This is a genomic window from Microbulbifer variabilis, from assembly GCF_023716485.1.
GTDB classification, from domain to species: Bacteria; Pseudomonadota; Gammaproteobacteria; order Pseudomonadales; family Cellvibrionaceae; genus Microbulbifer; species Microbulbifer variabilis_B.
This window is the reverse complement of sequence record NZ_CP092418.1, coordinates 506,902-531,535: the sequence shown is the minus strand read 5'-3', so window position 1 is coordinate 531,535 and position 24,634 is coordinate 506,902. Positions and strand designations below refer to the sequence as shown.

22 protein-coding genes are annotated in these 24,634 nt (G+C 55.7%); 14 read left to right on the top strand and 8 right to left on the bottom strand.

All coding sequences use genetic code 11. The annotated features are described in order from the left end of the window. Positions 1-99 precede the first annotated feature (99 nt). Positions 100-1,110 (top strand): porphobilinogen synthase, encoded by a 1,011-nt coding sequence (gene hemB, locus MJO52_RS02310; RefSeq protein WP_252084384.1) that lies wholly within the window; start codon positions 100-102, stop codon positions 1,108-1,110. 40 nt (positions 1,111-1,150) lie between these two features. Here the strand turns inward: hemB and mrcB are convergent, their stop codons facing one another. After that, positions 1,151-3,715, bottom strand: a complete 2,565-nt coding sequence (mrcB, locus tag MJO52_RS02305; protein WP_252084383.1) for a penicillin-binding protein 1B — start codon at positions 3,713-3,715, stop codon at positions 1,151-1,153. A gap of 372 nt (positions 3,716-4,087) precedes the next feature. On the opposite strand from mrcB, the gene MJO52_RS02300 reads away from it, so the two are divergent. After that, positions 4,088-5,086, top strand: coding sequence for an adenosine kinase (locus MJO52_RS02300; protein WP_252084382.1), 999 nt, complete (start codon positions 4,088-4,090; stop codon positions 5,084-5,086). A gap of 53 nt (positions 5,087-5,139) precedes the next feature. Here the strand turns inward: MJO52_RS02300 and MJO52_RS02295 are convergent, their stop codons facing one another. The 4 genes from MJO52_RS02295 to MJO52_RS02280 all read right to left on the bottom strand — a co-directional run bounded on the left by MJO52_RS02295 (position 5,140) and on the right by MJO52_RS02280 (position 8,877). After that, positions 5,140-6,894 (bottom strand): EAL domain-containing protein, encoded by a 1,755-nt coding sequence (locus tag MJO52_RS02295; RefSeq protein WP_252084381.1) that lies wholly within the window; start codon positions 6,892-6,894, stop codon positions 5,140-5,142. Between the two features lie 178 nt (positions 6,895-7,072). Beyond that, on the bottom strand, positions 7,073-7,642 hold the full coding sequence (locus MJO52_RS02290; protein WP_252084380.1) for a YajG family lipoprotein: 570 nt from the start codon (positions 7,640-7,642) through the stop codon (positions 7,073-7,075). Between the two features lie 30 nt (positions 7,643-7,672). After that, complete coding sequence (locus MJO52_RS02285) at positions 7,673-8,155, bottom strand: copper chaperone PCu(A)C (protein WP_252084379.1); 483 nt, start codon at positions 8,153-8,155, stop codon at positions 7,673-7,675. After that, positions 8,152-8,877: an N-acetylglucosaminyltransferase gene (locus MJO52_RS02280; protein ID WP_252084378.1), complete on the bottom strand. Its 726-nt coding sequence runs from the start codon at positions 8,875-8,877 to the stop codon at positions 8,152-8,154. The genes MJO52_RS02285 and MJO52_RS02280 overlap by 4 nt, the downstream gene beginning before the upstream one ends. A 120-nt stretch (positions 8,878-8,997) precedes the next feature. On the opposite strand from MJO52_RS02280, the gene MJO52_RS02275 reads away from it, so the two are divergent. The 11 genes from MJO52_RS02275 to coq7 all read left to right on the top strand — a co-directional run bounded on the left by MJO52_RS02275 (position 8,998) and on the right by coq7 (position 21,168). Continuing rightward, entirely contained in the window at positions 8,998-10,803 is a 1,806-nt protein-coding gene (locus MJO52_RS02275; protein ID WP_252084377.1) for a protein-disulfide reductase DsbD family protein, read from the top strand. 259 nt (positions 10,804-11,062) lie between these two features. Beyond that, entirely contained in the window at positions 11,063-11,518 is a 456-nt protein-coding gene (gene aroQ, locus MJO52_RS02270; RefSeq protein WP_252084376.1) for a type II 3-dehydroquinate dehydratase, read from the top strand. A gap of 24 nt (positions 11,519-11,542) precedes the next feature. Then, on the top strand, positions 11,543-12,013 hold the full coding sequence (accB, locus tag MJO52_RS02265; RefSeq protein ID WP_252084375.1) for an acetyl-CoA carboxylase biotin carboxyl carrier protein: 471 nt from the start codon (positions 11,543-11,545) through the stop codon (positions 12,011-12,013). A 15-nt stretch (positions 12,014-12,028) separates the two neighbouring features. Further along, positions 12,029-13,369: an acetyl-CoA carboxylase biotin carboxylase subunit gene (accC, locus tag MJO52_RS02260; protein ID WP_252084374.1), complete on the top strand. Its 1,341-nt coding sequence runs from the start codon at positions 12,029-12,031 to the stop codon at positions 13,367-13,369. 135 nt (positions 13,370-13,504) lie between these two features. Continuing rightward, entirely contained in the window at positions 13,505-14,386 is an 882-nt protein-coding gene (gene prmA / locus MJO52_RS02255; protein ID WP_252084373.1) for a 50S ribosomal protein L11 methyltransferase, read from the top strand. Positions 14,387-14,461: 75 nt separating this feature from the next. Continuing rightward, complete coding sequence (locus tag MJO52_RS02250) at positions 14,462-15,766, top strand: DUF3426 domain-containing protein (protein ID WP_252084372.1); 1,305 nt, start codon at positions 14,462-14,464, stop codon at positions 15,764-15,766. 248 nt (positions 15,767-16,014) lie between these two features. Further along, positions 16,015-16,953, top strand: a complete 939-nt coding sequence (gene dusB / locus MJO52_RS02245) for a tRNA dihydrouridine synthase DusB (protein WP_252085953.1) — start codon at positions 16,015-16,017, stop codon at positions 16,951-16,953. Then, entirely contained in the window at positions 16,950-17,258 is a 309-nt protein-coding gene (gene fis, locus MJO52_RS02240) for a DNA-binding transcriptional regulator Fis (protein ID WP_152451046.1), read from the top strand. Before dusB ends, fis begins: the two co-directional genes overlap by 4 nt. Before the next feature lie 148 nt (positions 17,259-17,406). Continuing rightward, positions 17,407-18,978: a bifunctional phosphoribosylaminoimidazolecarboxamide formyltransferase/IMP cyclohydrolase gene (gene purH / locus MJO52_RS02235; RefSeq protein ID WP_252084371.1), complete on the top strand. Its 1,572-nt coding sequence runs from the start codon at positions 17,407-17,409 to the stop codon at positions 18,976-18,978. Positions 18,979-19,169: 191 nt separating this feature from the next. After that, the gene (gene purD / locus MJO52_RS02230) at positions 19,170-20,468 is read left to right on the top strand and encodes a phosphoribosylamine--glycine ligase (protein WP_252084370.1); all 1,299 of its coding nucleotides are present in this window, start codon (positions 19,170-19,172) and stop codon (positions 20,466-20,468) included. A gap of 55 nt (positions 20,469-20,523) precedes the next feature. Beyond that, positions 20,524-21,168 carry a 2-polyprenyl-3-methyl-6-methoxy-1,4-benzoquinone monooxygenase gene (gene coq7, locus MJO52_RS02225; protein WP_252084369.1) on the top strand — a complete coding sequence of 215 codons (645 nt, stop codon included), beginning with the start codon at positions 20,524-20,526 and terminating at the stop codon, positions 21,166-21,168. Positions 21,169-21,253: 85 nt separating this feature from the next. Here the strand turns inward: coq7 and MJO52_RS02220 are convergent, their stop codons facing one another. Next, complete coding sequence (locus tag MJO52_RS02220) at positions 21,254-21,661, bottom strand: OsmC family protein (protein ID WP_252084368.1); 408 nt, start codon at positions 21,659-21,661, stop codon at positions 21,254-21,256. Between the two features lie 302 nt (positions 21,662-21,963). Here MJO52_RS02220 and crp point away from each other — a divergent pair, with 302 nt between their 5' ends. Beyond that, complete coding sequence (gene crp, locus MJO52_RS02215) at positions 21,964-22,614, top strand: cAMP-activated global transcriptional regulator CRP (RefSeq protein WP_051089460.1); 651 nt, start codon at positions 21,964-21,966, stop codon at positions 22,612-22,614. A gap of 111 nt (positions 22,615-22,725) precedes the next feature. Here crp and trpC read toward each other — a convergent pair whose 3' ends face one another. Both trpC and trpD read right to left on the bottom strand, forming a co-directional pair. Then, complete coding sequence (gene trpC / locus MJO52_RS02210; protein ID WP_252085952.1) at positions 22,726-23,523, bottom strand: indole-3-glycerol phosphate synthase TrpC; 798 nt, start codon at positions 23,521-23,523, stop codon at positions 22,726-22,728. Further along, positions 23,517-24,566: an anthranilate phosphoribosyltransferase gene (gene trpD, locus MJO52_RS02205; protein WP_252084367.1), complete on the bottom strand. Its 1,050-nt coding sequence runs from the start codon at positions 24,564-24,566 to the stop codon at positions 23,517-23,519. Before trpD ends, trpC begins: the two co-directional genes overlap by 7 nt. Positions 24,567-24,634: the final 68 nt, after the last annotated feature.

The window sequence follows — 24,634 nt, the reverse complement described above, 5'->3', positions numbered from 1 at the left end:
AAGTTGAGGGAAATCACCGGTGGCGGCAATTTGATATGATGGCCGCCAATTGCGGTCGCGGGATTGCTGCGGCCTTATCGATAGCCGGAGTAATTCCCTATGAGTCAAAATCTCGGCCGCGGAGCCTACCCCAACACTCGCTTGCGCCGCCTGCGCGCGCAGGATTTTTCCCGTCGACTGGTGAGGGAGAATCAGCTCAGCTGCGACGACCTGATCCTGCCCCTGTTTGTCATCGAGGGGCGCAGCGAAACTCAGAGGGTGGCTTCGATGCCCGGTGTCGAGCGCCTCAGTGTGGACCTGTTGGCCAATAAGGCCAAGTCTCTGCAACAGCTCGGTATTCCCGCCGTCGCGCTGTTTCCCGTAGTGGACCCCTCGGTAAAATCCGACTGCGCCAGCGCTGCCCACGATGCCAATGGCCTGGCCCAACGTGCCGTGCGGGAATTGAAGAATGCCGTGCCGGAGTTAGGGGTTATTACCGATGTGGCCCTGGACCCGTTCACCAGCCACGGTCAGGATGGCTTGATGGATCACAGCGGCTATATCGTCAATGATGAGACGGTTGAGGTACTGGTACAGCAGGCACTGTCCCACGCCGCAGCTGGGGCGGATATGGTAGCGCCGTCAGACATGATGGACGGCCGTATCGGCGCTATTCGTACAGCACTTGAAGGCGCCGGGCACAGCAATACCCTGATCATGTCCTATGCTGCCAAATACGCCTCCGCCTACTACGGCCCCTTCCGCGATGCTGTCGGCTCCGCCGGTAACCTCAAGGGAGGCAGTAAAGCCAGTTACCAGATGGACCCCGCCAATTCCGATGAAGCCTTACACGAGTGTGCCCTAGATCTACAAGAAGGGGCGGATATGGTGATGGTGAAGCCCGGTATGCCCTATTTGGATATCGTGCGCCGGGTGAAAGAAGAGCTGCGAGTACCCACTTTTGCCTACCAGGTAAGCGGCGAGTACGCCATGCACTGCGCCGCGTTTGAAAATGGCTGGCTGCAGCGCGAGGCGGTAATTCTCGAGTCCCTATTGGCGTTTAAGCGCGCGGGCGCCGACGGAATCCTCACCTATTTTGCCGAGGAGGCCGCACAGCTACTGCAGGGCTGAACCCTTGTAAATTTTGCGCGGCCTGCGCCGCGCCACCGGTTCAGGGCCATTGGTCTTCCAGCGCGGGGCCCACCGGCTGGGCCTCCTCAACGGGGACACCTCGGTAGTCCACCTCTGTGGACTGTCCGCGAGGGAGCTCCAAAGGCTCCAGACTAGAATCCCCACCCAATGTCTCGGCATCATCACGGCGCAACTGCTCTCGCATTTGATGGCGGCGCTCACTTTCATATTGGCGCCGCTCTGTATCATTGCCCCAACCCGGTGTCATCTGTTCCCTTGGAGCCGCCTCGGAGCGCTCATTGCCAAACAGGTTGCGGAACCAGCGCCAGCGGTCGCGCCCGCGACATTCAGGCGCAGGTTGCAAGTGGGTTTCGTAGGAGAAGGGAATCTCATAGCCGCCCCGACAGTAATCCGGGTCCATAAACTGCCCGCGCGCATTCACCTCTTTGAACTCAACACCCCGCGGTGCCTCGACAGGACCATGCTGATGGGGCAACTTGCGCATGATTTCAGTCCAGATCGGCAGAGCTCCGGTAGAACCGGTTAGGCGGGTGCGTACATTGTCATCGCGCCCGAGCCACACCACGGCGGTAACCTCAGGGGAAAACCCTGCAAACCAGCTGTCGCGGTTATTGTTGGTAGTACCCGTCTTACCGGCAAAGGGCACACTACTGGGCAGACGCTTGGCCGACCTGCGCCCGGTGCCTTCGCGCATCGCCTGCTCCAGCCCCCAGCGCAACAAGTAGGCGGGCACCGGATCGACACCACGATTAGTGCGCGGGCGGAAGTGCTGTACCCGCCCTCCCTGTGCATCGGATACAGCCATCAAAGTGCGCGGTTGCACCGTCTCGCCATTATTGGCGATAGTCTGATACATGCCCGCTACCTCAAATGGCGTCATCTCCACTGCGCCTAACAACATTGCAGGTACATGCGGCAGACTGGTATCTACACCCAGGCGTCGAATAGTCTGACGCACATTCTGCAGCCCCAGATCGAGCCCCAGATGGGCAGTAGCCAGATTGTAAGACTTGGCCAAGGCGACATAGAGAGGCACCTGACCGTGGGCGAGCTTATCGAAGTTCTGCGGCATCCATACATCGCCATCGGCTTCCTCAATTCGCACTGGCGCATCGTCGATCAAGGTAGCCAGGTTGTACTCTTCGGGACGCTCCAAGGCAGTTAAGAAAACCGCCGGTTTGATCAAAGAACCCACCTGGCGGCGCGCCTCCAGGGCTCGATTAAAGCCGGGATAATCCGGGTCGCGGTCTCCCACCATGGCCAACACATTACCCGTGTTGTTATCTAGCAATACCGTGGCAGCCTGAAGAGTATTCGCCTTAATTTTGCGATCTTTCTCCAACTTCTGTACGCCTTGACTGATGGACTCTTCCGCGAGTTTCTGCACCGACGGCGCAAGGGTTGTATAAACCCGCAAACCGGTGGTGCGCAGCTCCTCGTAGGAGTAATAAGGACGCAGCTCTGAGAGCAGGCGCTCGGTAAAGGCCGGGTAGGGATTCTGTGCGGTTACACCGCCTTTCACCACACCCAGTGGTTTGGCGGAGTAGTGCTCGAACTCTGCCTGGGTAATCAGGCCCTGCTCGCGCATCAGTTCCAGAACGGTGTTGCGACGCTTCAATGCGCGCTGGGGATGGCGCCAAGGGTTGTAGTAGGAGGCACCCTTGGCCAGCCCCACTAGCAGGGCGACCTGATGGGGCTCTAGAGTATCCAGCGGCTGTTGGAAATAGAACTCCGATGCCAGGCCAAAGCCATAAATACCTCTGGCTCCCTGCTGGCCCAACCACACCTCATTGATGTACTCCTGCAGGATATAACCCTTGTCGTAGTGAATCTCCATCAATACCGCCATCAAGGCTTCATTGATCTTGCGCTGCAGGCTCGGCTTATGGTCGAAAAAGATATTCTTAACCAGCTGCTGAGTAATGGTTGAGCCGCCCTGCACCAGGCGCCCTGCCTTGATATTCGCCACCATTGCGCGGGCAATACCTCGCGGAGAGATGCCGAAGTGGTTGAGGAAGTCTTGGTCTTCCACCGCTATCAGGGTATTCGCCACCAACGGCGGGATATCCTTGAAACGCACCGGGTTGCGATCGTCTCCGCCCCCCAGCAATGAACCGATATTAGCGGCATCCAGGCGGAACTCGGCGATGCGCTGCCCATCTTCATCGCGCAGGTTGTCAATTTCATCGTTACGCAGGCGGAAAGTAACCATAGCCGCCGGCTCACGGCCATCGGCATGAATAAAGTCCCGGCGCCAGACCCGGTAATTCATCCCCTCGTGTGTCCAGGCGCCAGGTTCCGTCAGAGTCTTTTGTTTGCGGTAGTTGAGGGCGGCAAACTCGCTTTCCAGCTCATCCGGGTGCATTGCCATGCCTTCCCGCAGTACCAGAGGGCGCGCAAAAACCCGCGCCGGCAACTGGTACTGGCGGCTATCGAGACGCTCCCGCAGCTGTACGTCGAGGTATGCCATATAGCCGGCAAGGGCCATTGCCCCCACCAGGGCCAGCAGGAATAAGAACTTTAACCAGCGGTAGCGTCTTTTCGGTTTTGACGCTTTACTGCGCCGGCGTTTCGTCGAGGCCATATAAGAGTTTTCCAGCTGCCATCTCGGTACATCTCTAGACAGTGGGGATCTTCAGGAGTCTCATCACTATCACAGGCAGGACACCAGTAGGTGGCAGCTCCGCTGGTATCTTGCCGTAGACGCCTGAACCGGCGCCTTGGGGAACATCCGTGAACCGCCAGAATCCGGGCTGAGTATCCCGGAAGTCATACCACAAGCACACAAAGTACCTGTTCGAGGATTGACCGCAATTGCCTCCTATAAGTTCATATTGAGGCTTATGACGCCTTTATAAACGCTGACCGCTTTAAGTCAAACCAACCACCTTGCACTTGCCATAATCACAGCCATAATGCGGCGGAAATCTATACAAATCGCCCGAAAAGGATGGATATGCAGCAATATGATCTCTACGGCATCGGCGCCGCCCTCTTGGACACGGAAATTGAGGTATCCGACAAGGATCTTGCGGAGCTCGGTGTTGAAAAGGGGATTATGACCCTAGTCGACGATGCCCGCCAGAAACAGCTGGTAGACGACCTTCGAGACCACATGATCACCGCCAAACGCGCCTGTGGTGGTTCTGGTGCCAATACAGTAATCGCCGCCAGCTATTTTGGCCTGAACACTTTCTATTCCTGCAAAGTTGCCGCCGACGATAACGGAGATTTCTATCGCAGCAACCTCAGCGCCGCTGGCGTTGACTATCCAACCACTTTGCAGCAAGCAGATGGCGGCACTACCGGTAAGTGCCTGGTAATGATTACCCCTGATGCCGAGCGCAGTATGAATACATACCTGGGTATCAGCGAGCAACTCTCAGTAGCCGAACTAGATAGCGAAGCCCTGAAAGCCTCCAAGTGGGCCTATATCGAAGGTTATCTGGTCTCCTCCGAAACTGGGCGCCGCGCCGCTATCACTCTGCGTGAACAGGCCCAGCAAGCAGGTGTGAAAACCGCGCTGAGCCTTTCAGACCCGGCAATGGTGCAATTCTTTGGCGAGGGCTTGCGAGAAATGATTGGCGGCGGCGTAGATATGCTGTTCTGCAATCGCGATGAGGCCCTGGGCTTCACCGGCACCGACTCACTGGATGCCGCGGCAGAAGCAATGAGCGATTACTGCCGCAGCTTTGCCATCACTCTGGGCGCCGATGGTGCGCTACTGTGGGATGGCACCAAGCAATACCGAGTTGCCAGTCCGCAGGTGCGCGCAATAGACACCAACGGTGCCGGCGATATGTTCGCAGGCGCATTTCTGTATGCACTCAACCGGGAGATGGGCTTTGCCGAGGCCGGCGAACTCGCCTGCCGCGCCGCCGCCCAGGTGGTCAGCCAATACGGTCCACGACTACAAGCAGAGCAACATCCAGAATTATTGGCAGCGGTTATCTGAAGTCAGCGGTAGAGATTGGGAGCGGCCTTTACCGGCCGCTCAGCTATAAACCCTTAGGGCTCACCAATATCGGGCAATCCCGAAGCGGCAGCAATACCGAAGCCCTGGGCGTAATCCACCCCCATACGACAGAGTTTATCCATCAGTTCGGGGCTCTCGACATACTCGGCGATAGTGCTGATCCCCATACGCTTTGCCAGGTGATCAATGGTACTGACCATCGCGCTGTCGATCTCATCCTCAAGCATATTGCGTACAAAGCTCCCGTCGATTTTGAGGAAGTCCACCGGTAACTGGCGCAGGTAAGCCAGCGAAGAAACTCCGCGGCCAAAGTCGTCCAGGGCAAAACTACAACCCGCAGCGCGCAGCTTGTGGATAAAAATCAGAGCCCTTTCAAGGTTGTTGATGGCACTGGTCTCGGTAATCTCAAACTGTACCCTTGAAGGCGTTACCCCCTCCTCACTCATTGATGCGAGTACAAAGTCTGCAAACGTATCATCGCCCAGGCTGATACCGGAAATATTGATGGCATAGCTGGCCGTAGCAATACCGATCAGTTGCTCCTGGGCCATATAACGGAACACGCGCTGAATAACCCAACGATCTACCTCCTCAATTAGGCCATAGCGCTCCGCCGCGGGTAGGAACAAGCCCGGCGAGATCACCCCTCCATCCCGCCCGCGCATGCGTACCAGAATTTCATAGTGATGAATCTGGCGCTCCCCTTTCAGGGAGACCACCGGCTGCCGATAGAGGATCAAGCGATCCTCTCGCAGGGCAGCGTGAATTTCTGCAACCCAGGTGGACTCACGACGCTTTTCCAACGCCTTACGCGAATCTCCAAACAACTTTATCCGGTTGCGCCCCTGATCCCTGGCTGAGCAGCAGGCATCATTGGCGGTTGCCAACAGTTGGCTGGCACTGGGGGTGAATCGGTCCACACCCACCACCCCAATTGATATCGCTACACGGCTATCATTACCCTGCCAGTGGAAGCTGAATTCCTGAACAGATTCGCGCAGACGCGCAACCACCCGCCCGCCCTCTTCGAGCGTACAATCCCGTAGCAAAATAGCGAACTCATCACTGCCCACACGCGCGAACAAATCGGCCCCAGATAAACCCTTCTGTAGCAATGCAACTAGTTGCACCAACAACTGGTCACCGGCGACGAAGCCCAGCGTGTCGTTGATTACTTTGAATTGATAGACATCCAAGTAAAGGAGTACATGATGCTGACGCTTATCGACGCACTGCGATAGGAGCTTTTGCAACTCGCTCTCGAAATACTGTCGATTGGGTAAGCGGGTTAACGCATCGTGGCTGGTCTGCCAGCTTAGGCGAGTAGACACTCGTCGGGCAGCAGAGGTATCCCGTAAAACCAACACATAATTTTTTAATGTGCCGGCATCCCACAAAGCCATCACCTGCACAGAGACTTCCAGCGGTGGACGGTTTTCCCCGAGTCGCCAAATAAAGGCGCGGACCTCCCGCACGCTGGGTACTTCGTGAGAAGGGGAATCTGGTATCAGCGCAGGCAATAGGGTGCCCTGACTATCGCGAAGCCGCAGGCCCTCATTGACAGGCTGACCAGGCAGGAGTCCAACCAGGTCACCACTCATCTCACTGACCAACGGATTGGCATATTGCACAATACCGCGGGGATCGGTGACGATCACTCCATCGGCAATCTCCCCCAGCGCCGCCTCAGCGGCCTGTAGGCTGATCTGCTCACAGGGTTTGAGTTGAGCCTCCAGCTCCCCCAACAAACCGAGGTATTCGGCGGATTGAGTGTCAAATAAGGCCACAGCCACACTCCCAGTGGAAATAGAAATATCCCTGGAAAAGGGTGGCTGGCGCAGCCCTTGTAGGCATCTCACCGCAAGAAATGGCTAAAAATAGCCTTATCATCGCCCAAAATCGCCGATTGTATTCAATTATCCAGCCTCCAGCCGGCTCACTTCAGTAGATCCCTAAATTGCACATTCAAAGATTTGCGCGCAAGAATTTTTTCAGTTTCTCATCTTCGAATACCCGCTGCATAGTCGCACTCAGCAGGCCATTTACCCGGCTTTCCACCTCTTCGCGGCTGGGCTTAATCAGATTGCGGTCTTTGCCAGAGGAACTGTAAGTTCCAAAATAGGTGGCATGGCCCACTTTAACCTCCAAGTGAATCTCAGCAGAGGTATCAACCTGGGTGGTGTAAACCTGACTGGGGCTGTTATACGTCAGCTTCACCAACTTCGCCGTCACCTGCACCTCAGGTGCCGAGTCGGTGATACGGAATGACCAATTGGCAAAACCCTGGCTCAACCCTGCGGCGATAGCACTACCTGCATCGTTGGCAATACTCACCTGAGATGTGTCTGCATAGACCCCGCCAAGAGAACCGAGCCCCCCACCGGATAGTTCATTAACACCGCGAACATTGAGGCTATAGCCCGAACCAATGGATTCGGGAGCCACCTGAACCTGCGGATACAATTGGATTTGCAATGGGCTGTGAGCACACCCAGCCACGACCAGAGCCCCCACCAATAACAATAACTTCTTCATTTTTCTTACCTTTACTTCAACAGGATTTTTTTATCCAGCACCGCCATGATGATGGTGGTGCTCTTTTTCAAGTCCGTCTCGCCCCATGATCGGAACCACGACCTCCAAACTGCTTCCGTCGTCAAAAAGCAGACGTAGTGGCAGTGTATCTCCAGCCTGAAGGCGCACCCCGTGAATCATCAAGTGGATACCACCTGGCATCATCTGTAGTTTCTCTCCAGCAGCAATCGACAGTTTCTCCAGTGGACGCATACGGTTGACGCCCCGCTCACGCTCAGTGGTATGCAAATTGACAGCCCCGTCCTCCCCTCCGGGCAACTCCACCGCCGTCAACTGCAGCGGTTGTTTGCCGGTGTTGTGCAGGGAGAGGTACGCCGCGCTCATAGGTGCTCCCGGCGGAGTCTCTCTGGCATAGCCCTCAATCATAAGGGACTGGGTGAGGGCCAAAGCCCCCAAGGTGTACAAAAGGCTGCTGGAAAGCAGAATCCACACAAATACATTTGGCTTTTTCACTGGACCCCTCCACTGGGTTTAATAAGAAGTAAACGCGCGGGGCTGCCAATCTTTATATCCCCCCGCACCCGATAACCGGGCACCGCTTCACGCAGCTGCTGGTAAACCCAGCGACCTTCCGCGTCATTGCCGGTGACAATTATGACGCGTAGTTGTTCTCTGCGAATACGCTGGGCCACTTGGCGCAGCTGTGTGACCAAATTTTCCGATCTCGCCCGCAGCCCAGCCGCAGGCAGGCCAATAGCCTCTCCCTGTGGTAGATCCAGCTGTGCGCGGCCGCGCTCATGGACTAGCTGTGTACGCACCTCAGCCACCAAAGGATTCCCCGGAGCCAGCATTTCTGCGCGCTGTAGTAGGCCGCCCACTTCGGTAAAAGCACGCCTGCGCAGCGCTTCCCGGGCACGCTCAACGTAGGTGACCACAATTGTTTGAATTCCGGTCTGAGCCTTACGATTTCCAGGGTCCAACTTCTGCACGTTTAGGTAGTAGTCATAGGCACTGGCGCCGGCAGGCTTGGTAAGATGGCCTTTGCGTAACGCCTGTTCAGCACGCTTTAAGAAGTAAGCCACATTGTTACGCCGCACCTTATTAACGGATGGTTTGGCTTTCTGCGGAGGTGGACTGGGCGCCGGGGGAGGCGGTTGTTGCGAAGCACAGGCACCAAGTAACGCCGCCATCAAGAGGCAGATAGCAAAGCTGTGAAGGCGTTCAAGTGACGGCAAAGCAATTCTCCGCTGTTGTTTTTTTGTACCACTAGCATCGCTATACTGCTGACGCGACTGAACCCCCGTCCGGCGCAGCAGTCAGAACCATGCGCCCGACTATAATGAATTTTTTCATCTATGGCTGTGATGACCAAAAGTTTCAGAAATAATTTCCTCGCACTGCTGGCAATATTGCTATGCCTATCCACAACCAACGCTTTTGCGCAGGCGGAAAGTAACCCTTTTGCGTCTTCTATCGGCCAGCAGCAAAATACCTTCCTGCCAGTGGACGAAGCCTACCGGCAGGACCTGCTGCTGAGTGGCAACCAGCTCAGTGCGCTGTTTGAAATAGCTCCAGAATACTATCTCTATCGCGACAAACTTGCCCTTTACCTTGTAGAAAACGGACAAAAGACCGCAGTTCCACTGAATCTCCCCAGCGGTGAAGTTATCTGGGATGAGTATTTCGAGAAGGAAACCGAGGTCTATCGCGGCCAGCTGGAATTCCCCATTCCCCTCAACGACAGCGCCAATAACTTACAATTAGAACTGCACTATCAGGGCTGCGCCGATGCGGGGCTCTGCTACCCGCCAGAGGTACGCCACTATCGCGTGGATATTGGCTCGGGAAGCATCCAGCCTATTGAGGGAGGCCCGCAAAATTCTTCTCCCCAAAGTACAGGTGGCAGCTCCTCACCTCAGGGGAGTAACGCTAGCGCCATCACGCTCCCCTTTGCACTGCTTTTCGCCTTTGCCGGCGGCCTGCTACTCAATCTAATGCCCTGTGTTTTTCCAGTGCTTTCAATTAAGCTGCTGGCAGTTAGCCAGACAGCACAGAATGCTAATCAACGTCACCATCACGGCTGGGCCTACTCCACCGGCGTTGTACTCAGCTTTGTCGCCATTGCCGCCACCATGCTGGCATTGCGCGCCGGCGGTGAGGCGATAGGTTGGGGGTTCCAGCTACAGTCTCCCTGGTTGGTCGCCGCATTGGCCTATCTGTTCTTTATCATGGGACTCAGCTTGTCCGGTGTCACAGAGATCGGCAGCAGCCTGATGGGCGTTGGTAACAATTTAAGTAACAGTCAGGGTTTGCGCGGCTCCTTTACCTCCGGCGCCCTGGCCACACTCGTGGCCAGCCCGTGCACCGCGCCCCTGATGGGCTCGGCGCTGGGCTTTGCAGTCACACAATCTCCAGCCGTGGCGCTCAGTGTTTTTGCCGCCCTTGGCGCCGGTATGGCCACCCCCTTCCTGCTGCTCACCTATATTCCCGCTCTAGTGGACAAGCTGCCACGCCCCGGCCCCTGGATGGACCGCTTGAAGCAACTACTGGCCTTCCCCATGTACTTGACCGCAGTGTGGCTGCTGTGGGTATTGGGACGTCAGACTGGTGGCGATGGTATCGCTCTGGTTCTCAGCGGCGCTGTGGCAATCGCCTTTGCGCTATGGCTTTGGCCCAGCCCTCAGTGGCACTGGCTGCGGGGCTCGGTGGCGGTTGTGGCCCTGAGCTTTGCGCTAATGCTACTGCCACGCCTCAGTACTGCCCCCCAAGCACTTCAACAGACCAGTGACTACTGGCAGCCCTACTCCGCCGAACGGCTCGAGACAGCGCGAAGGGAGGGGCGCCCAGTGCTAACCAATATGACCGCAGCCTGGTGTATTACTTGCTTGGCCAATGAGAAAGTGGTGCTGTCGAGTGATGCTGTGAGCGACGCCATTGAGAGACTAGGGGTAGTAGCTCTTAAAGGGGACTGGACCAATCAGGACCCACATATCAGCGAGCTCCTGGCGAAATACGGCCGTACCAGCGTGCCGCTTTACTTGCTTTACCCCGCCAGTGGTGGCGAGGCCAAAATCCTGCCGCAAATCCTCTCCCGCGAGGAGCTATTGATGGAGCTGGAAGCCGCTGCCGGGAGCGAACTCAGTAGATCCTCTGCCCCGTAAAGGAAACTGCCGCCTTTGTAGCCAATCCCAAGGGTAAAAAGGCCACATTGCGGATATTTTGCGCTAATTTTTAGGCAAATATCGCCGAACTGCCGCTAACTTCGATAAACTGCCCAGCAGGCATGGACAGGGAGTCACTTTTGCGGCACACTCGCCTAAAGCACTCGGGCAAATAGGCCAAAAATTCGAGTTTGCCCGCAAGATAGCCAACTTTAGACCATTTTTTTGGGTTTTTCGGCAACTTTCCCCAGGGCATACTATGGCTAAAATTCTTCTCCTGCACGGCCCCAACCTCAACCTGCTCGGCAGTCGCGAGCCGCATATCTACGGCGCCGCCACCCTTGCGGAAATCAATCAGGCCGCCGAGCGCCAATGTGATGCTGCAGGCCACCAGCTGGAAACCCTCCAGAGCAATAGCGAGTCTGCCTTGGTGGAACGCATCCACTTAGCCGCCAATACCAGCGTGGATTTCATCGTAATCAATCCCGCCGCCTACACACACACCAGCGTGGCTTTACGAGATGCTTTAGCGGGCGTTGCCATACCGTTTATCGAGTTACACCTTTCCAATCCTCATGCCCGCGAGGCATTTAGGCACCATTCCTATCTATCCGATTTAGCCCGTGGTGTGGTGTATGGCTTCGGGCCACACAGCTACACCCTGGCACTTCAGGCGGCCATACACCAACTGGGTATGGCGTCTCAAAATCAATGAATCAAACCTGCGAGTGAAAGAACTATGGATATCCGCAAAATTAAAAAACTAATTGAGCTGCTCGAAGAATCGGATATCGGCGAGCTGGAAATTAAAGAGGGCGAGGAATCGGTGCGTATCAGCCGCGGGGTCAGCGGTGCAAATCAACCGGTTGCTCCAATTTACACGGCTCCAATGGCACCGGCACCGGCTCCTGTTGCACCTGCCCAAGCTGCACCAGCCCCGGCGGCGGTAGAAAAAGAATCCAAACCAACGATCAGCGGCCATGCGGTGAAATCCCCAATGGTGGGCACTTTTTACGCAGCTCCCAGCCCCGGCGCCGAGCCCTTCGTCAAAGTTGGTCAGCAGGTTAAGGTCGGCGACGTAGTGTGCATCGTTGAAGCCATGAAAATGATGAACCAGATCGAAGCCGACAAGGCCGGTACCATCGATTCCGTTCTGCTCGAAGATGGCCAGCCGGTAGAGTTCGATCAGCCGCTCGTGACCATCGTCTGAGTGGGGTAAGTCACTATGTTCGACAAAATCCTGATCGCCAACCGCGGTGAAATCGCCCTGCGGATTTTGCGCGCCTGCAAAGAAATGGGCATCGCCACAGTTGCGGTTCACTCTTTGGTGGACCGCAATCTCAAGCATGTACGCCTGGCCGATGAATCTGTCTGTATTGGTCCCAACCCCTCGCCGCAGAGCTACCTGAATATTCCTGCCCTGATTTCCGCTATGGAGATCACCGATGCAGTAGCCGTGCACCCAGGCTACGGCTTCCTCGCAGAAAACGCGGACTTCGCCGAGCAAGTACAAAAAAGCGGCTTCACTTTTATCGGCCCAGACCCGGATGTCATTCGCCTGATGGGTGACAAGGTATCCGCCATCGCCGCCATGAAAAAGGCAGGCGTCCCCACCGTACCCGGCTCCGATGGTCCCCTACCCGAAAATAGCGAGCGCTGCCTAGAAATAGGCGAAAAAGTCGGCTATCCAGTCATTATCAAGGCCGCCGCCGGTGGCGGTGGTCGCGGTATGCGTGTCGTGGAGCGCGCCGAAGACCTGATCAACGCTATCGCTGTTACCAAGTCTGAGGCTCAAGCTGCCTTCGGTGATGGCACCGTATACCTCGAGAAATTTCTGCAGAACCCACGCCACGTCGAAGTCCAGGTAATGTCCGACGGACAGGGTAATGCCATTCACCTAGGGGATCGCGACTGCTCCCTCCAGCGCCGTCACCAAAAGGTACTAGAAGAAGCTCCAGCTCCCGGAATCCCCGATGCCGTGCGTGAACAGGTACACCAATCCTGCGTGCAAGCTTGTATCGATATCGGCTACCGCGGCGCCGGCACTTTCGAGTTCCTCTACGAGAATGAACGCTTCTACTTTATCGAGATGAACACACGTATTCAGGTTGAGCACCCTGTTACTGAAATGGTGACTGGCGTAGACCTGATCAAGGAACAGATTCGTGTCTGTGCTGGAGAGAAGCTCTCTCTCAAGCAAGAGGATATTGTCGTTCGCGGGCACGCCTTTGAGTGCCGTATCAATGCGGAAGATCCCCAGACTTTCTTCCCCAGTCCCGGCAAGGTCAACAACTTTCATATGCCCGGCGGCCTGGGTGTGCGGGTCGATTCGCACCTCTACTCGGGTTATACGGTTCCCCCCAACTACGACTCGATGATCGCCAAGTTGATCACCTACGCCGAGGACCGCGAAACCGCACTGGCACGCATGCGCGTAGCCCTATCTGAGCTGGTTATTGATGGCATCAAGACCAATATCCCCCTGCAGGAGGATCTGGTACGCGATGAGGCCTTTGCCAAGGGTGGCGTCAATATTCACTACCTTGAGAAGAAGTTGGGACTCTAACCCTCGCCAGCCAGAGCAAAGTTGGAGAGAATTGCGGCCACAATACGATGATGCCGAACGCCAGGGATGGCGGCGGACATCGCAAAAGTAGGGTGGCCACTCCACCCAATAGCAGTTACTCACCACGGAATCCCTATGCCCTGGCTACAACTCCGCGTCGACACCGATCGTGCCCAAGCGGACAAAATTGAAAATGCACTGCTTTTTGCCGGTGCCGTATCCGTTACCCTGCAAGACAACGCAGACCAACCCATTCTCGAACCCGGACTCGGCGAAGTACCCCTATGGGATCAAACACGGGTTACCGGTCTATTCGATGCCGAGGTCGACACTGCTGTCACTGAGGCCAAAGCAGCTTCCTACCTTTGCGAACTCCTACCCAATGCCCGCTGGGACCAACTTGAGGATAAAGACTGGGAACGCGAGTGGATGTCTCACTATAAACCCATTCAGTGCGGCGACAACTTGTGGATCTGCCCCAGCTGGTGCGAGCCGCCTCAACCGGAGGCGGTCAACCTGCTACTGGACCCTGGACTCGCCTTCGGCACCGGCACCCACCCCACGACCTACCTGTGCTTGCGTTGGCTGGCACAAGAGCCCTTGCAGGATAAGAGCGCCATCGACTTTGGCTGTGGTTCCGGCATCCTTGGCATCGGCGCCTTGCTACTCGGAGCCAAATGCGCCATGGGGACCGATATCGATCCACAGGCTCTGATTGCCAGTCGCGACAACGCGGTGCGCAACGGCATAGACCCGCAGCGCTTCCCAGTCTATTTGCCAAAACAGATGCCTCAGGAAGCCGCCGATCTCATGCTAGCCAATATCCTTGCCGGCCCATTGGTAGAGCTCTCCAAGCAGCTGATTGCGCTGACCAAAATCGGCGGGCGTATCTGCCTGTCCGGTATCCTCGCCTCCCAGGCCGAACAAGTAAAAACTGCCTACTCAGACCAGATCGATTTCGATGAGGATGCGGAGCACGAGGGTTGGGTACGCCTGAGTGGTACCCGTATTCGCTAAATACGCTAGCCAGTACTACGCGAGGACCGGGCAGACTGATAAACTTGAGCGCAAAATAAACTGCGCCATAGTCGAATGTCTCAACTGGTAACCCGCTGCCCCCATTGCAGCACCTCATTTCACGTTAATGACCAGCAGCTGCGCGCTGCCCGTGGCGCTGTGCGCTGTGGTTCCTGCCTGCAAGTTTTCCGTGCAGATGAGAACATTGTCTTTAATGACAATGGCCCCGACACACGCAGTGATCTGGAAACTCTTCTGGAAGACGATGACTTCCTGATTCATGACGATATCGAGCTGGAAGACGACGATCCGGAGGATGCGGATAAGGTAGCCCCCAACAGCGCCAATGCAAAGCAGACTCCCATCGATTTTGAAGCCGGGAAACCCGCAGAAGACACCCAGCCTGAAGCACCACCAGCGAATTCCGAGAGCCTCATTGGTGACGCATTTGGCGATAACGAGTGGCAGGAGCTACAAGAAGAAAACCACCACGAGGAAACCCAGGAGGAAGACCTAGAGTCGGTACTCAAACCGGATTGGGACGATGTACCCGACTTCGATAACAGTACTACAGGCAATAGGGTTGACACCGATTATGACAATCGGGACACCACCCATAAAAACGATAGCCTCAATGACCTAGATCCCTGGGAACAGCCCCTGGAGGCGCAAACAACTGCCACAGAGCCCAGCGATCTAAAATCAACATCCGAGACGCCCCCTAGCTCCGAAGAGATATTCCCTATATCCCAGCCTGAGGCAAGTGGTCAACGCAAGGAGCCTTACTTTGCCACAGAAGCTGAGGACACTCCTGAGCCGCAGGCCGAGCCCGCTCGCGAACAGCTGATCTCCGCCATTCAACCTGCCCCGCTGGAAATGAGCTGGGGTGCGACACCATCGAAGAAAGCGGTGAGCCCCTGGCTGTGGCGACTTCTCCTGCCAGCTTTGGTAATTTTATTGCTGCTTCAAGTGGGCTACTTTCAGTTCGACCGTCTCAGCAAGCAGCAACCATGGCGCAATATTTACGCTGTGGCCTGCCCACTATTCGGTTGTACTCTCCCCCCATTACGCGATGCCAAAGCGATCCAGGCCTCCAATCTGATGGTACGCAGTCATCCCCAGTTGGAGGGCGCTCTGATTGTGGACGCTGTGCTGCTAAATACAGCGTCCTACCCCCAGGCATTTCCCAATTTGCTGTTAAATTTCAGCGACCTGAAAAATAAAGCGGTAGCGAGTCGCCGCTTTAGTCCCCAAGAGTATTTACAAGGGGAGTTGGCTGGGCGCAAGCTAATGCCCCAGGGCAGCCCTATTCACATTGCCATTGAGGTGGTCGATCCAGGGGCCGAGGCGGTGAACTACGAGATGAAAATCGCTCCTTGAGGAAGGTTTGAGCGTCAAGACATTGGTCACCCTGGCGTGCAAAGCCACTAAAATTGACCACTCTGCAAGCTAAACGCACAGGGATCGATCAATTTGCCCGCTTTTTCGCTTTGCCAACGCCGGGGCAGTCGTTATCATAGGCGGCCTTTTTGCCTGGGCCCAGAACGCCCTTCCAAAGCCCAAACGGAGCTACCGTGTCTATTGCTATAGGCCCCTACATTATCGACAACCCGGTAATCTTGGCGCCAATGGCCGGAGTTACTGATCGCCCCTTCCGTCAACTGTGTCGCCAACTCGGCGCCGGGCTGGTGGTATCGGAGATGGTGACCTCAGACACGCGTCTGTGGAATAGCCGCAAGTCACGACTGCGCCTGGACCACGGTGGTGAGGCAGCTCCCATATCGGTACAAATTGCCGGTGGTGATCCCGAGATGATGGCTCAGGCCGCTCGGGAGAACGTGCGTCGCGGCGCGCAAATCATTGATATAAATATGGGCTGCCCGGCAAAAAAAGTGTGTAAGAAAGCGGCGGGCTCCGCCCTGCTGCGGGATGAAAAGCTGGTTGCGGATATATTGCAAGCCGTGGTCCAGTCTGTCTCCGTCCCGGTGACGCTTAAGATTCGCACCGGCTGGTGTACGGATTCCCGTAATGGCGTCACCGTTGCTCAAATGGCCGAGGATGCTGGTATCGCTGCTTTGGCGGTTCACGGCCGCACTCGAGCCTGCGGCTACCACGGACAGGCTGAATTCGATACCATTGCCGATATTGTATCCAGGGTAGCAATCCCAGTTTTTGCCAACGGTGATATAACCAGTGCCGATAGAGCCCGCGAGGTGCTCAATTACACTGGTGCTGCGGCGGTCATGATTGGCCGTGCCGCACAGGGACGACCTTGGATTTTTCGGGAGATAGCCCACTACCTCGCCACCGGCGAGCGGCTGCCCGAACCAACATTGGACGAAGTAAGAAAAATACTGCTCACCCACTTGGGTGAACTGCACCGATTCTACGGTGAGGTGATGGGGGTCCGTATCGCCCGCAAACACGTGGGCTGGTACTTGAAGACACTCGCGGACAGCGAGTCCTTCCGCAAGACCTTTTTCCAAATAGAGAGCGCAGAAGTACAACATGCCAGCGTTCACGAGTGGTTTGAACGCCGAATAACGAGAGGGGCACAAGCGGCATGAATAATGAAGTATTGATTCCGGATACTGGCAGCGAAGAAGTATCCTCCAGGGGGCAGACGCAGCTGGCACAGCCGCAACAACAGTCCCTACGCGATGCCGTTGAGCACGCGATGGAGAACTATTTCCGCCACCTGGATGGCCAGATGGTTACCGATGTCTATGACATGGTGCTGTCGGAGATCGAAGCACCCATGCTCGAAGTAGTGATGAAATATACTCGCCACAACCAGACCCGCGCCGCGCAATTATTGGGTCTCAACCGTGGCACTCTGCGCAAGAAGCTGAAGCGCTACGGCCTGCTGTAAGCTTCCCACCGAGAGAAATTCTGAAGGGGGATGAGGTAACTCATCCCCCTTCGCTATTTTCCCGGCAGCGATTTGATTCGTTGCCGCAGAGGACAACCCGCATAACCCCTTTAAACATCTTTTCCGAAAACCAGTTGGATCTAGTGCAATGACAGACAAGGTTTCCATCCGCCGCGCTTTAATTAGTGTCTCTGACAAGAGTGGCATCGTAGAGTTCGCCCAACAGCTCTCCGCAATGGGCGTAGAAATCCTCTCCACCGGCGGCACCCACCGCCAGCTCAAAGAAGCCGGAATTCCAGTCGTAGAAGTTTCCGACTATACCGGCTTTCCCGAGATGATGGACGGTCGCGTCAAGACGCTGCATCCGAAGGTACACGGCGGTATTTTGGGGCGCCGAGGCACCGATGACGCCATCATGGGCGAGCACGGTATCACCCCCATCGATATGGTTGTGGTCAACCTCTACCCTTTCGCTCAAACCGTAGCCAAGCCTGACTGTTCCCTTGAGGACGCTATCGAGAATATCGATATCGGCGGCCCCACCATGGTTCGCGCAGCGGCGAAGAACCACAAAGATGTCACTATCGTGGTCAATGCCAGCGATTACGGCAGCATCATCGAGGAAATGAAAGCTAACGACGGTGCCCTGAGCCACGCCAGCCGCTTTGACCTGGCGGTAAAAGCCTTCGAGCACACGGCGGGCTATGACGGCGCTATCGCCAACTACCTGGGTGCCATTAAAGGCGAGGAAAAGCAGCTGCTCCCGCGCACCTACAACAGCCAATTTATTAAGAAACTGGATCTGCGCTACGGTGAGAACCCACACCAGAAATCCGCTTTCTACACCGAAGCCAACCCGGCTGAGGCCAGCATTTCCACTGCCACCCAGCTGCAGGGTAAAGAGCTGTCCTACAACAATATCGCCGATACCGATGCCGCGTTGGAGTGTATTAAGTCCTTCGAGCAACCCGCTTGCGTGATCGTTAAACACGCCAATCCCTGTGGTGTGGCAATTGCTGAAGATATTCACAAGGCCTACGACCTGGCTTTCGCTACCGACAGTGAATCTGCCTTTGGCGGTATCATCGCCTTCAACCAGGAACTGGATGGCGCCACTGCCCGCGCGATCGTCGAGCGCCAGTTTGTTGAAGTCATCATCGCACCGTCAGTCTCCGAAGAGGCAAAACAGATCGTTGCCGAGAAGAAGAATCTGCGCTTGCTGGTATGCGGCCAGTGGAGCAACGAGCGCACCCCGGCACTGGACTACAAGCGCGTTAATGGTGGCCTGCTGGTTCAGGACCGCGACGACGGCCTGATCACCGCTGCCGACCTGAAAGTAGTCTCCAAGCGCCAGCCCACTGAAGAAGAAATCCGCGATCTGTTGTTTACCTGGAAAGTGGCCAAGTTTGTAAAATCCAATGCCATCGTATACGGCAAAGACGGTCGCACTGTCGGTGTAGGCGCAGGCCAGATGAGCCGCGTAAACTCCGCGCGTATCGCCGCGATCAAGGCCGAGCATGCAGGCCTCGCCGTTGCAGGGTCCGTGATGGCCTCCGACGCTTTCTTCCCCTTCCGAGATGGTATTGATAACGCCGCCGCTGTCGGTATCCAGGCGGTTATCCAGCCTGGTGGCTCCATGCGCGATGAGGAAGTGATCGCCGCAGCGGACGAGCACAATATGGCCATGGTATTTACCGGTATGCGCCACTTCCGCCACTAAGATTGTACGCCCGCAAATGCTTACTGTTGCGGGCTATGATCAACGGGCTGGGAAGTATCGACACTTCCCAGCCCGCATAAATCATTTGAATCCAGGGGCGAGACTCAGGCCTCAGAATCAATTCCACGTTAAACTAGCACACCTATAGCCTGTGCAATGGACCGGATCGGTAGACTTAGGGGGATTTAAGAATGAACGTATTGGTTATCGGATCAGGTGGCCGCGAGCACGCCCTGGCGTGGAAAGCAGCGCAAAACCCAAATGTCGGCACCGTCTATGTTGCCCCAGGCAACGCCGGCACTGCCCGCGAACCCAAGCTGGAAAATATCGCGATCGGTGTGGATAACTTCGCCGCCCTGGCAGATTTCGCTGAGGAAAACGGCGTAGAACTAACGATTGTCGGCCCCGAAGTACCATTGGTTGACGGTATTGTAGATTTCTTTAACGGGCATGGCCTCGCCATCTTTGGCCCCAGCAAAGGCGCTGCACAGCTGGAAGGCTCCAAGGCCTTCACCAAGGGCTTTCTTGAGCGCCACAAGATCCCCACCGCCGCTTATCGCAATTTCACCGAAGTTGAACCAGCCATCGAATATATTCGTGAGCGCGGAGCCCCCATCGTAGTCAAAGCCGATGGCCTCGCCGCTGGTAAAGGCGTCATCGTCGCCGAGACCGAGCAACAGGCCGAGCTGGCTGTGCGCGATATGCTCTCCGGGAATGCCTTTGGCGACGCTGGCTGCCGAGTAGTGATCGAGGAATTCCTGCAGGGTGAGGAGGCGAGTTTTATCGTAATGGTAGATGGGGAGAATATCCTGCCCATGGCCACCAGCCAGGACCACAAGCGCGTCGGTGACGGCGATACTGGCCCCAATACCGGCGGCATGGGTGCCTACTCCCCAGCACCGGTAGTGACCGACAGTGTTTATCAGCGCATCATGCAAGAAGTAATTGAACCCACAGTAAAAGGCCTCGCCGCTGAGGGTACGCCATATACCGGGTTTCTCTACGCTGGCCTGATGATCGATCCGCAGGGTGTTCCCAGAGTGATCGAATATAACTGCCGCTTCGGCGACCCCGAAACCCAGCCTATTATGATGCGTCTGAAATCCGACCTGGTAGACCTGTGCCTGGCCGCACTGGACAAAAAGCTCGATAGCGTGACGGCTGAATGGGACCCGCGCCCATCACTTGGAGTGGTACTGGCCGCACACGGCTATCCCGGCAGTTACCGCAAGGGCGATGCTATTAGTGGGCTTGAGAAAGCTGACGGCGATAACGCCAAAGTCTTTCACGCTGGTACTGCCCTGGACGGCGAGCGTGTGGTCACCAATGGCGGCCGCGTACTCTGCGCCACCGCATTGGGCGACACCGTCGCCGAAGCTCAGGCCAATTCCTATGAAGCTGCCCGCGCCATCTATTGGGAAGGTGTATTTTACCGGAAAGATATCGGTTATCGCGCGGTCGAAAGAGAACAGATTAGTAGCGATAAGTAGTTTTACCTAGCATGGCGGTAGGGCTGACTACCGCCATACAGAGGAAGTCATAAACATGAGTGAACGCAATTTGAGTGGCCTCGATCACCTGCTGATTCAGGCTGACCGCGCCCTGCGTACTCTGAGTCCCGGCGAGCCCTGTCACGGGCGCCCATCTCCGGCCAAAGGCGAAGCGGAGGCCGAGCTCAGCGATGCCGAACGCAAGCACGCTGCCGGTCTGATGCGGGTCAACCACAGCGGCGAAGTCTGTGCTCAGGCCCTCTACCAAGGCCAGGCACTCACAGCAAAACTGCCCGAGGTACGCGGTGAAATGGAGCGCGCTGCGGATGAGGAGATCGACCACCTGGCTTGGTGTGAGCAGCGCCTCAAAGAACTGGACAGCCGCCCAAGCCTGCTCAATCCACTCTGGTATGGATTGTCATTTGGACTGGGCGCCGCCGCCGGCAAAATCAGCGATCGCATCAGCCTGGGATTTGTCGCAGCGACAGAAGAAAGGGTCTGCGAACACCTGGAGAGTCATCTGCAGAAGCTTCCAGCCCAGGACAAGCGCAGTCGCGCCGTAGTGGAGCAAATGTTGGTCGATGAGAGTGAACACGCTCATGCCGCGCTAGCCGCCGGAGGCAAACGTTTCCCAGCACCGGTGAAAGGCGCTATGTCTCTGGTAGCCAAGGTGATGACCTCAGCCAGTTACAAAATTTAAAATATTAATAACCGGTTCGTAAAAATTGGCTGGCCCGCTAAAAGCAACCGCTTTTGAGCAGGCCTTTTCTTTATCTGAGTATTGCTTAGACTTCTTCTACTCGATAGCGATGCACAATCTCCACTCCCGCATTGCGCAACATAATTGAAGCAGAGCAATATTTCTCTGCAGATAGCTCCACAGCGCGGGCTACATGGGATTCTTTTATTCCCCGGCCTCGCACAACAAATTCCATTTCAATTCGCTCAAAAGGTGATGGGGTGGTATCCGGGCGAACGCCATTCAATTCGCAATGACAGGAAATAATATCCTGGCGCGCCTTCTGTAAAATGGAAACCACATCATAGGCTGCACAGCCACCAACTCCGAGGAGAATCATCTCCATCGGGCGCACACCGTTATTAGTGCGCCCCCCTTCCATCACTACCGAATTACCACTGCCGGCTTCGCCGACGAAGGTCAAATCATTAACCCAGGTTACCTTGCCCTGCATTGCCATTCTCCCGCTGAAATTCAAGCCGCGAAGCTTAGCACAGAGTACAAGATTATCCTGACAGGCAGAGTATTTCCGGTATAGTGTCCGTAACACCTCCGCGCGAAATGTTCACTACTGAAGTTTCTCCCCTTCGCCAGTGAACGCAATAGCCCGCTTGCAGTCCAATCGCACCCGCGCCAGAGTGTCACAGGTCACACTGCGGAACTTTGCCGCGACCAACCTCTGTTGGGGACTGTTTTTTCGCGCGATAATTCAATAGTGCTCAGCTGCTAAAGCCGGGATAGAGCACGAGACAAAAAATGAGGAATAAATCCGTGACGGTTGCTATCGAAGACCCCATGACTATCGGCAATATTGAAGACTTTCTGGCCCACTGCCACCGGCGACGCTATCCGGCCAAGAGCACGATTATCTATGCCGGCGACCGCTGTGAGTCCCTCTATTTCATTATGCGCGGTTCAGTCACCGTCTTAATCGAAGATGACGAGGGCCGCGAAATGATCGTAGCCTATCTAAACGACGGGGACTTTTTCGGTGAAATGGGGCTATTTGATCAGGACACCCGCAGCGCCTGGGTGCGCACCAAAACCGAGTGTGAGGTTGCGGAAATCTCCTACACCAAATTCCAGGAACTGACTCGTCAGCACCCAGAATTCCTGTTCGCTCTAGCCACACAAATGGCCGGGCGCCTACGCAATACCACTCGAAAAGTTGGCGATCTAGCCTTCCTTGATGTTACCGGTCGTGTGGCTCGCACCCTTTTGGACCTGTGTAATGAGCCCGATGCGATGACCCATCCAGAAGGCATGCAAATCAAGATCACTCGCCAGGAAATTGGCCGTATTGTCGGATGTTCCCGTGAGATGGTTGGGCGCGTGCTGAAAACCCTGGAAGAGCAGGGCTTGGTATCGGTCAAAGGTAAAACTATGGTGGTTTACGGCACCCGTTAAATACCTGTCCCAGAGTCAAATACCACAGACACAAAAAAGGGCGATGTAATCAATCGCCCTTTTTTGTGTCTGTGATTTTATCTAGCTAACTTTCTAAAAACCCCACTAGCATCAGTTAAACATCTCCATCAATTTTCGTCCCGGCTCTTCCTCGCGCATAAAAGCCTCGCCAACCAAAAATGCATCGACACTGTGCCCGCGCATGGCCGCGACATCATCCGTCGTGTGGATACCGCTTTCTGTTACAACAATGCGGTCCTTGGGAATCAGATTGAGCAGTTTAAAAGTGTTCTCCAGCTGTACCTCAAAGGTGTGCAGATTACGATTGTTAATTCCAATTAGACGGTTGGGGAGAGCCAACGCCCTCTCCAGCTCTGCGCGATTGTGCACTTCCACCAGCACATCCAATCCCAATTCCAGGGCCAAACCATTGAGTTCCTGCATTTGCTGATCTTCCAGGCAGGCGGCAATGAGCAGGATGCAATCAGCTCCAATAGCGCGCGCCTCAAACACCTGGTAAGGGTCCACGGTAAAGTCCTTACGCAAAACCGGTAAACGAACCGCGTTGCGCGCCTGCTGCAAATAACTGTCATCGCCCTGGAAAAAATCCCTATCGGTGAGTACCGACAAGCATGCCGCGCCACCTCTCTCATAACTGGTCGCAATTTCTGCGGGAAGAAAGTCCTCGCGAATCACCCCCTTGCTGGGGGAAGCCTTTTTGATTTCCGCAATCACTGCGGCCTCACCCTCGGCGATTTTGTATTCCAATGCCGCGACAAATCCCCTCGCCGGTGGTTGGTCCTCCGCGCTCAGACGTATTTCTTCCAGACTGCATTGAGATTTGCGCTCCGCCACTTCCTGCCACTTGCGCTCGATAATAGTTTTTAAAATGGTCGGTGTGCTCACGATTTCACTTCCTCGGGGCGAAAGGCGCTGGTAAAGGCAGCCAGGTCATTGATTTTTTCTGCGGCCAAACCGCTATCGATGGCGTCCTGCGCCATGGCGACACCCTGCTCTGCCGTGCTCGCAGTGCCGCTGACATAAATGGCCAGGCCGGCATTCAGGGCGATAATATCTGCAGCTTTTTTCCCTGCCCCAGTTTCACGTTTACCCAATGCGTCGCGAATCAAGGATAGAGACTCTGCGGCACCCGCAACAATCAAGCCATCCAGGCTTTGGCGGGGCAGACCAAAGGCTTCGGGGCAGAGAGTAAACTCACTAATAACACCATCTTTCAATTCCACCGCAAAAGTATCTGCGGCGATACTGGCTTCGTCGAGGCCGTCATCGCTGTGCAGGACCAGCACGTGCTCAGAACCAAGTCGTTGCAGGACTTCAGCCAACAAACGACAGTAGCGTTTCTCATAAACACCAATAACCTTGCGCTTAACTCCGGCGGGGTTGGTCATGGGGCCGAGCAGATTAAAAATAGTGCGCAGCCCCAGTGCTTTGCGCGCTGGGCCTACATGACGAACGGCGCTATGAAAACTGGGCGCAAACATAAAGCCGATACCGATTGTTTCCACACAGCGGGCCATTTGCTCCGCGCTTAAATCCAGATAAACCCCGGCGCGTTCGAGCAAATCGGCGGAGCCACTACTAGAAGACACCGAGCGGTTGCCATGTTTGGCCACCCTGGCCCCAGCTGCAGCTGCAACAAAGCTACTGGCACTGGATACATTAAATAGATTTGCGCCATCTCCGCCGGTGCCGACGATGTCTACGGTATTCTCAAGGTCGAGTTCAACCTTAGTGGCCAGTGCCCGCATGGTTTCCACCGCACCGACGATCTCGTCGACAGTTTCACCGCGAATGCGCAACGCGATCAGTAGGGCTCCTATCTGCGCTTCCAGGGCTTCACCACGCATGATTTGGCCCACAGTCTCGCGCATCTCCTCACGGCTCAAATGCTCTCCATCCACCAACTTGGCGATAGCATTTTGTATATTCATTGTGCCCCCCTTGTCCCGCTCAATATTGATTGGTGCGAAGCGTAATTAACTGCCCCGCGTTTTGCCCT

Excerpts from the sequence above, each read along its gene's own strand:
- prmA (WP_252084373.1), top strand. The coding sequence starts at position 13,505 with ATGCCCTGGCTACAACTCCGCGTCGACACCGATCGTGCCCAAGCGGAC.
- MJO52_RS02290 (WP_252084380.1), bottom strand. The coding sequence starts at position 7,642 with ATGAAGAAGTTATTGTTATTGGTGGGGGCTCTGGTCGTGGCTGGGTGT.
- mrcB (WP_252084383.1), bottom strand. The coding sequence starts at position 3,715 with ATGGCCTCGACGAAACGCCGGCGCAGTAAAGCGTCAAAACCGAAAAGA.
- aroQ (WP_252084376.1), top strand. The coding sequence starts at position 11,063 with ATGGCTAAAATTCTTCTCCTGCACGGCCCCAACCTCAACCTGCTCGGC.
- MJO52_RS02275 (WP_252084377.1), top strand. The coding sequence starts at position 8,998 with ATGGCTGTGATGACCAAAAGTTTCAGAAATAATTTCCTCGCACTGCTG.
- purH (WP_252084371.1), top strand. The coding sequence starts at position 17,407 with ATGACAGACAAGGTTTCCATCCGCCGCGCTTTAATTAGTGTCTCTGAC.
- accB (WP_252084375.1), top strand. The coding sequence starts at position 11,543 with ATGGATATCCGCAAAATTAAAAAACTAATTGAGCTGCTCGAAGAATCG.
- trpD (WP_252084367.1), bottom strand. The coding sequence starts at position 24,566 with ATGAATATACAAAATGCTATCGCCAAGTTGGTGGATGGAGAGCATTTG.
- MJO52_RS02250 (WP_252084372.1), top strand. The coding sequence starts at position 14,462 with ATGTCTCAACTGGTAACCCGCTGCCCCCATTGCAGCACCTCATTTCAC.
- MJO52_RS02220 (WP_252084368.1), bottom strand. The coding sequence starts at position 21,661 with ATGCAGGGCAAGGTAACCTGGGTTAATGATTTGACCTTCGTCGGCGAA.
- crp (WP_051089460.1), top strand. The coding sequence starts at position 21,964 with ATGAGGAATAAATCCGTGACGGTTGCTATCGAAGACCCCATGACTATC.
- dusB (WP_252085953.1), top strand. The coding sequence starts at position 16,015 with ATGGCCGGAGTTACTGATCGCCCCTTCCGTCAACTGTGTCGCCAACTC.
- coq7 (WP_252084369.1), top strand. The coding sequence starts at position 20,524 with ATGAGTGAACGCAATTTGAGTGGCCTCGATCACCTGCTGATTCAGGCT.
- MJO52_RS02300 (WP_252084382.1), top strand. The coding sequence starts at position 4,088 with ATGCAGCAATATGATCTCTACGGCATCGGCGCCGCCCTCTTGGACACG.
- hemB (WP_252084384.1), top strand. The coding sequence starts at position 100 with ATGAGTCAAAATCTCGGCCGCGGAGCCTACCCCAACACTCGCTTGCGC.
- purD (WP_252084370.1), top strand. The coding sequence starts at position 19,170 with ATGAACGTATTGGTTATCGGATCAGGTGGCCGCGAGCACGCCCTGGCG.
- fis (WP_152451046.1), top strand. The coding sequence starts at position 16,950 with ATGAATAATGAAGTATTGATTCCGGATACTGGCAGCGAAGAAGTATCC.
- accC (WP_252084374.1), top strand. The coding sequence starts at position 12,029 with ATGTTCGACAAAATCCTGATCGCCAACCGCGGTGAAATCGCCCTGCGG.